Annotated in this window: 10 protein-coding genes, 1 tRNA gene and 1 pseudogene; 4 read left to right on the forward strand and 8 right to left on the reverse strand. The window is 58.4% G+C overall.

The genetic code is table 11. The features are described 5' to 3' along the window. Nucleotides 1–128 precede the first annotated feature (128 nt). Nucleotides 129–824: pseudogene (locus tag L5014_RS35960) on the forward strand (hypothetical protein); the annotation flags it as partial. Between the two features lie 910 nt (nt 825–1,734). On the opposite strand, the gene L5014_RS35965 reads toward L5014_RS35960, so the two are convergent. Continuing rightward, the gene (locus L5014_RS35965; protein WP_238468641.1) at nt 1,735–3,762 is read right to left on the reverse strand and encodes an alkaline phosphatase family protein; all 2,028 of its coding nucleotides are present in this window, start codon (nt 3,760–3,762) and stop codon (nt 1,735–1,737) included. Nucleotides 3,763–4,320: 558 nt separating this feature from the next. On the opposite strand from L5014_RS35965, the gene L5014_RS35970 reads away from it, so the two are divergent. Next, nucleotides 4,321–4,680, forward strand: coding sequence for a diacylglycerol kinase (locus L5014_RS35970; RefSeq protein ID WP_238468642.1), 360 nt, complete (start codon nt 4,321–4,323; stop codon nt 4,678–4,680). A gap of 468 nt (nt 4,681–5,148) precedes the next feature. Then, a complete protein-coding gene (locus tag L5014_RS35975; protein ID WP_238468643.1) occupies nt 5,149–5,970 on the forward strand; it encodes a prohibitin family protein in 822 nt (273 codons plus the stop codon). Nucleotides 5,971–6,133: 163 nt separating this feature from the next. Here the strand turns inward: L5014_RS35975 and L5014_RS35980 are convergent, their stop codons facing one another. Then, nucleotides 6,134–6,346, reverse strand: coding sequence for a hypothetical protein (locus tag L5014_RS35980; RefSeq protein ID WP_238468644.1), 213 nt, complete (start codon nt 6,344–6,346; stop codon nt 6,134–6,136). 318 nt (nt 6,347–6,664) lie between these two features. Here L5014_RS35980 and L5014_RS35985 point away from each other — a divergent pair, with 318 nt between their 5' ends. Beyond that, nucleotides 6,665–7,213: a Uma2 family endonuclease gene (locus L5014_RS35985; RefSeq protein ID WP_238468645.1), complete on the forward strand. Its 549-nt coding sequence runs from the start codon at nt 6,665–6,667 to the stop codon at nt 7,211–7,213. A gap of 267 nt (nt 7,214–7,480) precedes the next feature. Here L5014_RS35985 and L5014_RS35990 read toward each other — a convergent pair whose 3' ends face one another. From L5014_RS35990 to L5014_RS36015, 6 genes are all read right to left on the reverse strand, one after another. After that, entirely contained in the window at nt 7,481–7,789 is a 309-nt protein-coding gene (locus L5014_RS35990) for a hypothetical protein (protein WP_238468646.1), read from the reverse strand. Nucleotides 7,790–8,546: 757 nt separating this feature from the next. Continuing rightward, complete coding sequence (locus L5014_RS35995; protein ID WP_238468647.1) at nt 8,547–8,891, reverse strand: hypothetical protein; 345 nt, start codon at nt 8,889–8,891, stop codon at nt 8,547–8,549. Nucleotides 8,892–9,185: 294 nt separating this feature from the next. Further along, nucleotides 9,186–9,437 carry a hypothetical protein gene (locus tag L5014_RS36000; RefSeq protein WP_238468651.1) on the reverse strand — a complete coding sequence of 84 codons (252 nt, stop codon included), beginning with the start codon at nt 9,435–9,437 and terminating at the stop codon, nt 9,186–9,188. Between the two features lie 36 nt (nt 9,438–9,473). Continuing rightward, nucleotides 9,474–9,764 (reverse strand): hypothetical protein, encoded by a 291-nt coding sequence (locus tag L5014_RS36005; RefSeq protein WP_238468648.1) that lies wholly within the window; start codon nt 9,762–9,764, stop codon nt 9,474–9,476. A 1,202-nt stretch (nt 9,765–10,966) separates the two neighbouring features. Next, the gene (locus L5014_RS36010; RefSeq protein WP_238468649.1) at nt 10,967–11,104 is read right to left on the reverse strand and encodes a hypothetical protein; all 138 of its coding nucleotides are present in this window, start codon (nt 11,102–11,104) and stop codon (nt 10,967–10,969) included. Nucleotides 11,105–11,236: 132 nt separating this feature from the next. After that, nucleotides 11,237–11,313, reverse strand: a tRNA-Met gene (locus L5014_RS36015). Between the last annotated feature and the right edge of the window lie 399 nt (nt 11,314–11,712).

Here is an 11,712-nt window from a genome sequence, read left to right on the forward strand (position 1 = left end):
TGACGTTCGAATGTCCAGGCCCGCCTTCCGGCGACCGTCTCATGTTGGCCGATTTTTGCCGAGCTGATCAGGCTGAATCATTACAATGGCTCAGATGAGTTCCCCTTCGACCCTATCGAATGCGAGACATGCTGACTTCCTATTTCTGGAGCGGTGACGCCATCCGCAGTCGACGCGTGAGTGACGTCGTTTTATCAGGCACGCTCGACGTTCCTGCGCCCTCTGCGCGGCTGCTTGCCGATTGGCAAAGAGAGACATCGTCGCGGCTCGTCCTGGAACCCGGGGATGTCGAGGCAATGCCCTTGGCGCGAACGCAAGCGCGCTGGCCGGACTACACGCGCTGCGTGCAGACAATGTCCAACTGGACGTGCACGCTTGGACTGCCCACCGTCCTTGCCTCCAGTGACGTAGCGCTTATGGCCTGTCGTGGCGCGAAGTACCACCATGACGGTGAGCAATATGGCGGTGCGGCCTTTTGCAATCTCTTCCTGAGCGAGGACAAGGGACTGGACTTACATTTTCCCTCTACGGGCCATCGCATTCCCCTTACCCGGGGAACAGCTGTGATATTCGACACAGGCCAGCCTCATGGCGTCATTCAGCGCCGCAGCAGCAGTTTTAGTGCGGCCGACTTCCCACCGGACCAGGATTGCACCCAGATATTCCTGACATGGGAGCTTCCCATCGAAGACGCCCATGTTAGGCAAGCACTTAAGGTGGTCTTCGACATCGCCCGTTCGACCGCTCTGCAACTTGATGAAGGGCAAGTCTGGTTGAACGGCGCCCCAGCCACTGTGTCCCCAGAATCGGGTCGCTGGTCCCGGGTTGACTACCCGGAGCAAATTCAGGCTGCTGAGGCGAAGATTACTGAACAGGACGGTCAGCAGGCGGGCAACAGTGACGTTGGCGGCACGACGGCCAACGGCACCTCGGCTTCCGGCAGTGTCCAGCATGAGTCGACGCCTTCGCCGTCGTCGTGCGTCGGCCCCGCTAGTTACTGCAATCTTCTCTTCGGCAATTGACCGCCGATGGCGCGCCCGACACCGCCCCGACGATCCCGGTAGCATGCCTGGATCGTCGGGGGGCGTCCTCAATGGCGGCGTCGGAATTTTTGGCCCCTTGCAACGAATAGCCAGTGACATGATGAACCCGCGGTCGCCAGGCATTGCCTGCCACATGGTGTTGACCTCGCTGACACCTTACGTCGCCGACGTATTGCTATGCACTAACAACAGTGTCGCAGGCGCGATGCTGCTGATTCTCGGGACGGCGGTCACACATCTCATCGTCGCGTAATCCATTCGAGAATCAAGCCGCATTCGATGGGCTTTCGCGAGTTATCGTCGCATGAATCGACGCGCTTCTACCGGAGAACCCTGCACCGGAGCGTCGGAACGCATTGGCTTAGTAGCCTCTGCCAAAAGCATCTTTCCCACACGATCTTTTCTACTGCCTACAGCTCCCATGAATGAAATGGCTGAGGCAAGCGACTCTAGCTCGCGACATGCGGATAGGACGCTTTCTGTGCCACGAACCGTACCTTGCGGCGACCGTGCGAGACTTATCACGTGGTGAAGCGCTTGCTCATCACGGGGATGAGCCTGTGTGCGGTTTCAACGACACCGGTTAAATTGCTGTGGGCTTGCTTGCCCGTCCGGCAAAGAGAGGCCGTGTCGAATGGAGGAGGCTGGGCCTCCACCATTCATGACTATCCTGCTGCTCGAATTAAAGTATTCATACCGCTCTGGAGAATATCCAGCGCAGTCGGAACGGAGACATTCCAACTGCGCCTTCGTTTTCATTCACCGGTCCGGAATGCTTGACGGGCTGGAACCGGAACGCTCCGAACAGGTCGCCAATAGCTGGCGCATTCGTGGGAACGTAGGGGTTCGAGGGAAGCTGGACTGGGTTGGGAAGGTTGTCACGACTGCGCGACGTAATCGACCCTAGCGACCAGTTGCGTTCGATGAACTTGATGAGCGATGCGTGATCGGCATAGTCGTGCGTGACATGACCGCCGCGGGAATACGGGGATACGACGATCAGCGGAATGCGTGGACCGTCTCCGAAGAAGTCCACCGGCTGAATATAGCCGGAATCGTAATAGCCGCCTCCCTCGTCGTTCGTGATGAAGATCGCCGTGGAAGCCCATAACGCCGGATTGGCCTGAATGGAATCAACGATCTTGTGCACGAAGCCCTCATAGAGACCATACTTCGAGGACGACGGATGCCCGTCGAGGTAGCCGCCGGGCTTCACGAAAGAGACCGCCGGCAACGTGCCGTTTGCGATATCGGCATACAGGTTGGTCGTATCCTGAAGATGCGCGGCCACTACCGCCGGCTTGGTCATGATTGCCGTTTCGTACAGAAACGGATTGCAGATATTGCAGTAAACACCCGTTCCATTAGCCACAAACGTGTTCCACCCCTCGCCGTAGTATTTCCATGAAATATTGCGCTGCAGGAGAGTATCGGCGATCGTTCGCACCGGCGAAGGCGGAATGGTGTACGGGTCCGTGTTGACGCTGCCATTCCCTCTATAGCCCGGGTTATAGTTGTTGAGGAGATAGTACGTTTTGGACGCACAATTGGCATTGGGGTGATACGGCAGGGTGCCGAGGTATTGACGAATGGCCTCCACACCAGGCTGAGTGGGATCCGAGCAATTGCTGTACGAGCCACCCGAATAGCCGTCTTGCGTATACCAGTTGTTGGTTCCCGCCTGTGGTCGCGGGTTTTCGATCTCGTTTAAAGGGGGCGTCGCCGGGTTGCCGCTCGAGTCCGTGTAATAGAGCGCGTCAGCCGTCCCGATCATGATGCTGTTCGCGCCGGTACCGCCCATCACGGGCTGATGGTAGTTGTCACTGATCGTGTATTTGCGCGCGAGATCCGCAAAATAAGTCATGTCGCCGCTGTTGGTGTTATAGAACCCGAGCGCCGTCGCACCCTCGTGGGTCGATTGATCGTTGAAGCCGGCCACTTGCTTCTTGCCATTGGTGCCAGCGCCGACGGTGGTTTCGACCCATGCAAACAAGTCCATCTTGCACCCGCCCGGATTGTCGGACGTTGCATAAGACGCATTGCAGTCGGCTTGCTGCCAGGCCTGGTAGAAGCGATGCACCGGGCTGTTAATGTACTGGTCGTAGTTCGGCCCGACGCGCGAGATTTGATAAGGGCCGTTAGGCAAGTTGTACAGGTTCGATCCGAAGCGCGCATCGGGCACGTCGTTCGGGAGTCCCGTCGCTCCAGTCGTCAAATGAACGAGGTCCTTCGGTTCCAGAGCAGTGCCTTCGGCCGCCTGTGCGGCGGCGAGGGTGGCGAACGGTGCCGGGTTCGTATCGCTGGCGGCCGACGGAGCACCGCCCGTGTTCGGCGCCGGCAACACCGAATAGGGTTGCTTGGAACCTGGACTCGACTCGAACTTTGTTGGGTCGGTCGCCATGGCCGTGTATTGCGCGGCGAGTGTGAAGTTGGGGCCGGGTGTGCCGTCCGCGTTGATGATGCCCTTCGAGAGCAGGTTGGAGACGCTCTCGCCGGCGCGAGGCTGATAAGCGCCGAACACCTGATCGAATGTGCGGTTCTCGCCCACAATTATGACGACGTGCTTGATCGGCGTTACTGTTGCCAACAAGGGGTCTTTTGAGCGTTGGGGCTGGCTACCTGCTGCAGAGCAGAAGAGGGTTGTAGTCGCTAGAGAGACTGCAGCAAGCAAAGCGGGGACGGCAGGCCGTAGAAGTCTCGATCTTGATGCCAGGCTCATGAGTGTCTCCATTGAAGCGTTGTACTTCTTCGCAAGACTGTGGGGCGGCGACGACTTTCCATATCGTTACGGCGTATTACAGGCTGGGAAACTAAACCTTTTGCGTGACGTTGAGGAGACGGTAGTAAGTCGCTTTTATGCAGGTCACGTGACCACGCCTACGATTTACCTTCACGGATCTTTCGAACGTTGCACGACCTGACCGCGCGATGGCAGGTGTGGGCCGCACTGCCAATTAATTGAAGGCGGATGGTGAGCGTCAACATGATGTGTAAATCGACTCGTAGATGCTCGGCGCACGTGACGCCAACAAGTTGGCTTGCCCGCAGCGGCTGGCTGCGGCAACGCTCCGTCGCGTCGTTGATCTGATCGAGTGCCTCCAGAACCGAACGGCATCAATGTGCCAAACTGGAGTTGCGACGCAACCACTCGAGGAACGGAGGCCCGATAACGGGCAGCGTGGCTCGCGAGACCTTGCGACGCCCGGACCGCGTTACGCTTTACGCGCTGGCCGCGCAGGGCCACACCGTCCTGCTCACGAAAGAACCGGGGTGAACCATGACGAAACGGACTTTCTTGCAAAGCGTCGGCGATGCGCTAGCGGGTGTTTCCGCCACCTGGCGAACCCAGCGCAACTTCCGCATCCAGGCTGGTCTCGCCGCCGCGTTACCCGTGGGGCTTGCCTGGCTACGGCCACCACTCGTCCTTTGCGTGCTATGCCTGGTGATGGCCATGCTGGTCCTCGCAGCCGAACTGTTCAACACCGCCCTCGAAAGACTGGCCGACCACCTGCATCCCGAGCATCATCCCGCAATCGGTGCGGCCAAAGACTGTGCTGCGGGCGCTGTGCTACTCGTCTGCGCAGGCGCCGGTCTCGTCGGCATACTGACGCTGGTTGCCGTTCTCGCGGATCGGTAAGACTTGTGCCAGCCCGACACACGCAACCCGCATTGCATCGGATCGGCCCTGGACTGACCTGTCTTGTTGGCTGCGCGGCGGTATCGCACCTGACTTCAACAACCTGCTCGCTGAGTGTCGAACGGCTCGCGTGCGTATGAGCTTTTTTCCGAGGATGTGCGATTGATTTGGGTGCATCTGCTGGTTGTGTTTGCAAGCAGGCAGGACCATACTTCCTCGAATGCGTTCAGTATCGAGGGCATTACGGGATGGCAAAACCGCCGGTCATCGAGCCACATGAGATTCGCCATGCGCTCAAAGTCGCGGCGGTGACTGGACAGAATCCGGTCCGCAATGTTGCGCTGCTGGCAGTGTTCTACGGGACCGGACTGACGGCCAACGAAGTGGCCAAGTTGCTGGTGTCCGATTACCGTTCGCATTCACAAAGCGCGTCACGGGTACCGATACTTAAAAATAGAGAAAGCAGCAATGAGCGTACAAGTGAATATGCCAACGAAGCCTCGCGCTGTCGGTCTCACTGTGATCGTCTTTCTTGTTTTCGCGCTGATTGTCGGTGGTTTTGTGACCGTCGGTCCTGGGCAGCGTGGAGTGCTTATGACATGGGGCGCCGTCGAACCGGGTGTGCTTGATCCGGGCCTGCATTTGAAGGTCCCATTTGCACAGTCCGTCGCTAAAATGGACGTTCAGGTGCAAAACTCACAGGATGCGGAAACGGCGGCGAGCCTGGATCTGCAGGATGTGACGACCACCGTGGCGACGAACTGGCACATTCTGCCGGCCGACGCAGAGTGGGTCTATCAGCACATCGGCAATGAATCGGCACTGGTTGTCAAGATCATTAAGCCGGCGATCAGCAACTCGGTGAAAGCAGTGACCGCCCATTACAACGCTGAAGATTTGATCACCCACCGCGATCAGGTGCGTGGACAAATCGAGGCGCAAATTACCGCCGAACTCAAACCCTACCGGCTGATGGTGGATTCGGTGAACATCACTGACTTCCACTTCAGTACGCAGTTCGCGCAGGCTATTGAGCAAAAGCAGGTAGCCCAGCAGCGAGCACAACAGGCGCAATACGAGCTGCAGAAAGCCAGGGTCCTTGCTGATCAGAAGATTGTCGAAGCCCATGCGCAGGCCGAAGCGCAAAAACTACTCCAGCAGACGATAACGCCCGAGATCATACAGCAGCAGGCAGTGGCCAAATGGGATGGCCACTTGCCGGAAGTACTGGGGAGTAGTGGAGTCCTGCCAATGCTTGGCAATCTGGGCGTCGGTAAGGTGGATCGATAGGAGAACTGGGTAAGTCCGTCACGGCGTGGCCCGCCATCCTCGGGCCATTATCATCCTCAGCAGCATTGACTTGGCGACCGTTTGCATGGTGGTCGTTGTATCGGCCGTGGGCAGCGAGGGGCGCTGGCTTCGCGCGAGAACGAATAAGGCAGGAAGCACGATGCTATTGTTGCGGCTCGTCCCCGTCGACGCTTGCTTGTGTCGAGTCATCAGGATGCGAGAAGTAGTAGGTATCGGAGAGGGTGGAGCATAGTTGCGCGAGGGCGGCGAGATTCACCGCCTGGTCCACATGTTCGACTTCTCCTGCGTTGAGTATGTCGTCAAGCACCGGGGCGAGCCGGCGCAGCCGCCGGAAGGTCTCCTCATCGAGTTTCATTTCACTTCTCGTTTTCAGTCGAATACGGTGGCACGACACCAAAGCCAATCCGCCTTCGTCACCAGCGGTAATTTGCCGTCACGCCCGGGCACCCTTTTGCTGCATCGCATCATAAATAGGGGCAAAACCGAGACCCGGACCGCAGAGCCATCTTGTTACGAGGAGGCTTCGGGTCCTACCTTCAGACGCGATAATGGCAACATAGCACATCTCATGTATGTAGCATGTTTGAATTGTGCGGCGCACAATTTTTTTCGCTTTTCACGAGCCGGTAAAGGGATTACCCTTAGGCGGTTCCCCCATTGGAGGCTTGCCGTTGTGTCTACGCTTCTCGAGCAGGACGGGCTCGTCGCAACCTGGCGTCGGATTTACCCGAATGCTGATGCCGGCTCATTGGGATGCTGCGAACTGGATGGTCGAGGTGAAACGGTGCCGCTTCCTCAACCCTCGGCAAGGCGCCAGATTGTTCTGACCGACGTCTACTGCCAGATCGCGGAGCAGATGGGTCACGTGGCGGCAATGTCGGTCCCCGTGACGACGCCGGCATTCGGCATCCGCGTACCCGACGTCGTCTGGATGCCGCCTGAAAAGTGGGAAGGGTATGAGCGGGAAGGTCTGATCCCGTTTGTTCCGGACTTGTGTGTCGAGGTGCTCCTTGACCGCGAGTTTGCGGGCGACATCGGCCCGAGACTCCGGGCCTACCTCGAAGGCGGCGCCCGAGAGGTCATCGTTGTCAGCCAGCGTGGAGAGCTGGAATTCCATGGGGCGGACGGGCGGCAGCAATCCTCGGCGTTCGGAATAACATGCTCGCTCGAGCGAATGTATTTCGAAGAGTTCGTTCCGTCTTCCACCAGTACGCGATATTAAATCGTGCTGGTCAAAGCTGAACATCACCACCTTCGTAGCGCAACTCGACGCACACTGTGTAACTACGCCTCTCACGGTTGCACACCAAATGCGAAGAGCCCCGCCGACGGGGGCGAAGCTCCCTGGTACCACACAACATGACGCCGCTTACGGCGAGGACGGCATCGTCGGCGCAAGGCGGTCACCGGTGCTTCCGTCCGGATAGGCCGGGGGCGCCTTTCCGTTTTGCAGACCCGGATAAGTTGAAGGCGCCATCCTGTTCGTACCTTACTTCTTACCCTTGAGGGTGAACGGGGCGAGGAGCGCCTGAACGTCTACGTGTTGCCCCTGGAGCAAAAGCAGCCGAGCGTGGAGCACGGTATTTTCCAGAACAAGCTTCGCAGTGCTTAGCAGGTACATCGCCTGGATATCCGAAACAGACATTGAGTCTTCAACCGCGAGGTGTCGCTCCACTAGTGAACTCATGACAAGGCGCCTGAGTTCCTGCTCGCCGAATGGTAGGTCTGCGTAGTCGATTGGGTCTTCTGCCTCGACCTCGCATAGCATGCCAACAAGCGCTTCGGTACTCACTTCCATGTGCCAGCTCCTGGACATTGGTCAGACTGTTCACGAAGTGTTTCCAGACTACCTGTTTCCGCTTCGAACGTCGAGCGTTCGCCAGCGAAACGTTAGCAGCAGACTTTGTGCCCGAGAGTATCCGGGAAACCTGCGCTGCGCCGCCGCGCTAACCATGCGCGTCGACCGATGCCTTTGCAAACAAGCCTGGTCCCGCATCCTGCGCTTCCTCCCAGGTCGGGGTCACGCGCGCCGCACTCCTTGCAGGCGCCACAGCTCAGCTGGTCTTGTGTATGACCGATACAGCTCACCAACCGTGCCGAATGCCAGGGCTGGCTTGAGAGTCGCACCGGGAAGCGCATCTGTAATCCAGTCAAAGGCATTCATTTCGCGTTGAGCAGCGTGCACCGCGGCAGTGAGCACAGTGAGTGCCCGTTCTGCGGAGTGCCCTCCGAGGTCAATGAAGCAGCTCTCAAATGGATGTTTGGCTGCAGTTTCGACGTGTAACACTGACTTTCGAACGTCCAAATCAATCTCCTACGCGGATTTCGTATCCTGTATAGCAATTGAATGTGACAGTGCATGACGTTATCCAGTCCATGATGCGACCGGGCTTCACCGAGCGCCCCTTCAGGAAATGATGTCCCCGCTATGGTCGATGGGTTTGTTCCAGGATGTTATCGGTCCAGTGGGTGGCGAAAAAAATGATGCTCGGCACGCAACGTACTTCGGACGAGACGGCGGTGCTCGTCGCCAGCCGCTGGACGATTGGCTCTCGTTAGCCAAGTATCTGCTCAAATTGAGCTTGCCCATGATTCTGTAGGCGGCGCGAGACCGCCGGCGTCTGACTTGCAAGCGGCGCAGCACACAAGACCCCGGATGTCGTTGTGTCGCCGACCGGCAGCGCGAGCTTCACTGACGTTAACCACATCGTAGCCGTGCTGCGGACGCCGGTTGCGAGGCGCCGCTTGCGCTGCAGCGCGAGGGCGTCATCGATGGCAAGACGAGCGCACGCTTCATTGAGGATGTCCACAGGGCCCCGGCGGGGCATGCGGAAAATCTCAGGCAGCTCTGAGGCGTTTGGTTTTAATTGTCGCCAGTCTGCTGCCAGCGAACGGGTCATTGCCCCAATCTACACCAGCGCGCTTGCCGGACTCAGGTGTGTGTTGGTGTGGGCGAAATCGAGGTCGGTTCTCGAACTCGCGGGGATGCTGGAATCAGTCTTGGAGAAATGAATCCGTGGCGCGACTGAAAGATGGTTATCGCGCCGCCGAGCGCACATTTCATTGACGATGGCGACAGGGTCCCGGATCTACGCGTCCGGAACTCAGCCAACTTCGACGCGTTCGTCGTTAATTAAAGTGCAGGTGCCTGCTGCCAGCATAGCGCAGCCCGAACGGGAGTCCTCGTCACCACATCAAGGGTTTGGATTTTCCGAATGAATTGCTTCACGTTGTGCGGCATGCTCCTCCGCGTGCTTCTTCGCAACGTGATGTCCCACGATGCAGCCACCGACCGCGCCAACGACTGCGTGGTGGCCCGCGTAGTGCCCGGCTACACCACCGACGACTGCGCCCTTGAGGCAGCCGGCGGCATTTGCGGTTCCGGCCGTCGCCAATCCCAGGGCGGCAGCCGCGACGAACGTACTGATTCGGTAATTCAGTCTCATGATTCGCACCTGCATGGTTTTACACGTTGAATCGGTTTAATAGCCCCAACCGCCGCGGTCGTGCCACTCGCGCTCACGCCATTGATGCTCACGCCGTTCGCGCTCTCGCCATTCACGCGCGCGCCAGCCATCGTCGTCGCGATAGGCCATTGCAACCGGAGCAGGCGCGTACGCAACGGGCGGAGGAGCAACGTACACCGGTTCAGCAGGGGCGTAGGCTACGCCAGGAACGCCAATCCCCAAAGCTACATCCACGTGCGCGCTTGCTGCCGTCGACGCGGCCAGTGCGGCTGCGCCCAGTACCACGCCGAGAATCGTCTTGTTCATTTCCGCTACTCCTTCGCACGTTGCGTGCGTCATTGGTGAGCACGGTTCGGAGTGTAGGAGGCGGACCACGACACAGGTGAAACGACGATGCGAGATTGGTAACAGCAAATTAATGGGGAGTTCGTCGACCATGCCCAGCCGTCGTCACGGAGCGGTCTGGATCACGAAGGGCGTTTCTGCCGCTCGGCAAACGCCGCGGCTGCTCTTTCAACTCGCCCGGCGTCACCACTGGCGAGCGCCAGTGCCGATTTACACCGGATGCTTGATGCCGGAATTGCGCGTATCGAGCACGACCGGTTCATTGAAGCGAAAGGGCAGGCGGGGTGACTATGCCAGGTTGACCTGGCGCGCCACTACAACTCAATGTAATTGCACACATATAGCCCGGAAAACGGGGGGGGGAAGTGAAGTGGATGCGGACTCTCTAAAGAACGTCGCTTACGGGCGCCACGTGGTTCTCGTCCGTCTCTGTGCAACTCTGACAGGTTTTCGTCAACGGACCGCGCGATCGGCCCTGCGGCCTCAGCGGGAACGCGACTTCGGAGCCTTTTTCTTGCTCTGACGAACGGCGCTCGTTTGGAAGGGTCATTCGATGCCCAACGTCTGACTTGGCGCGCCGAATGACGCAATGGGGTCGTGCGATGAAATGGGCTCGGCACAGAGCTCTGACGGCCGTCGCTGACGCCGCAGGTGCGGCTACCCCAGGCAAAGAGGTGACGACCGGTCGCTGCCGTCGCGCTTCCGCGCAGGCGGCTCGACCTGCGGCGGGTTCCAGGACCCGAGGGAGTGGAAGCGCGTCCTCCATCGAGGCAGAAATGTTTGCCGAAGCGATGGCAGCCCGCGCCAAACTTGCAAAGGAAGGCAAACTGCTGGAGCCTGCGGAATTTATGCGCCGGACTGGCGTCACGCGGCAGGCAATCAACCAACGACTGAAGACGGGATCTGACAGGCCAAAGCATGAACCTGCTCGGCGCGCATGCGAGGTTGTTTGGTACTGCAAACTATCAAATTCCGATGCGCTGGTCTCGCGCCATCTACACTCATCCGGTGGATGTGGACGGAATACTCTAGGTGTCGCGCATGATGACGCCCAATCTGCCTGTCGTACTTTTTGATCGAGGTGGAAGTCTCGGGCTGGCACAGCGCAAGCCGTCCAGGGCATTGGCGAGTAGCGCAGCGTTCGCGAAAGTCCGAAAAATCCTTCACATTGCGTTCACGTAAGCAGCTCCGTTGCCGGCGGGTACGGGCATGCCCTTTCGCCAGCAGATGGCCGACGATTTCGGCGTAGAGTCGGACAGTGCCGCCGCGTTCAGCGCGTCCAGTGCGACGGTGCCCTTCATGTTCGTCTTCTTCTCCGGGCCACGATCGGTTTCTTGATCGGTTCGTAGTGTGGCCGACTGCGGCGGCTGCAACGCTCAAAAAAGAAGCAAAAACAAAAAGCCCGCTTGCTGACGCCGAGCGGGCTTCGATGTTGGTTGCGGGGATAGGATTTGAACCTATGACCTTCGGGTTATGAGCCCGACGAGCTGCCAGACTGCTCCACCCCGCGGCGCGAAGTGTACGGAGGTCGTCGGTTCTGGTCAACATGTTTTGCTTTCGGACTCACAAAAGTCCGCAAGCCATATGCACCGCTCCACGTTCAGGCGAAGACATGCGTGCCCACATCGCGAGAGCGGGAACGTATCCTTTACATTCAGCGTCGGGACCTCAAAATAAATATTCGAAATTCTCTTGACGAGAGGTTCGTGGCGATTCATAATTCGCCTCCCTTCTGATGCGGGGCGCGAAAAAAACAGCGGATTTAAATGCTGTTTTTGAGTGATTGCTCTTTAAAAATTTACAGCCGATAAGTGTGGGCGCTTGACGGGTTTCGTGACCTGATGATTCTTCGGAGTTATCGGGAGTAGCGAAAGTATCAAGAGTCTCACACTAAAGTAAGTCAGGTTTT

This window comes from Paraburkholderia tagetis, from assembly GCF_022213065.1.
GTDB classification, from domain to species: Bacteria; Pseudomonadota; Gammaproteobacteria; order Burkholderiales; family Burkholderiaceae; genus Paraburkholderia; species Paraburkholderia tagetis.

Excerpts from the sequence above, each read along its gene's own strand:
- L5014_RS35965 (WP_238468641.1), bottom strand. The coding sequence starts at position 3,762 with ATGAGCCTGGCATCAAGATCGAGACTTCTACGGCCTGCCGTCCCCGCT.
- L5014_RS35970 (WP_238468642.1), top strand. The coding sequence starts at position 4,321 with ATGACGAAACGGACTTTCTTGCAAAGCGTCGGCGATGCGCTAGCGGGT.
- L5014_RS35975 (WP_238468643.1), top strand. The coding sequence starts at position 5,149 with ATGAGCGTACAAGTGAATATGCCAACGAAGCCTCGCGCTGTCGGTCTC.
- L5014_RS35980 (WP_238468644.1), bottom strand. The coding sequence starts at position 6,346 with ATGAAACTCGATGAGGAGACCTTCCGGCGGCTGCGCCGGCTCGCCCCG.
- L5014_RS35990 (WP_238468646.1), bottom strand. The coding sequence starts at position 7,789 with ATGGAAGTGAGTACCGAAGCGCTTGTTGGCATGCTATGCGAGGTCGAG.
- L5014_RS35995 (WP_238468647.1), bottom strand. The coding sequence starts at position 8,891 with ATGACCCGTTCGCTGGCAGCAGACTGGCGACAATTAAAACCAAACGCC.
- L5014_RS36000 (WP_238468651.1), bottom strand. The coding sequence starts at position 9,437 with ATGAGACTGAATTACCGAATCAGTACGTTCGTCGCGGCTGCCGCCCTG.
- L5014_RS36005 (WP_238468648.1), bottom strand. The coding sequence starts at position 9,764 with ATGAACAAGACGATTCTCGGCGTGGTACTGGGCGCAGCCGCACTGGCC.
- L5014_RS36010 (WP_238468649.1), bottom strand. The coding sequence starts at position 11,104 with ATGAAGGGCACCGTCGCACTGGACGCGCTGAACGCGGCGGCACTGTCC.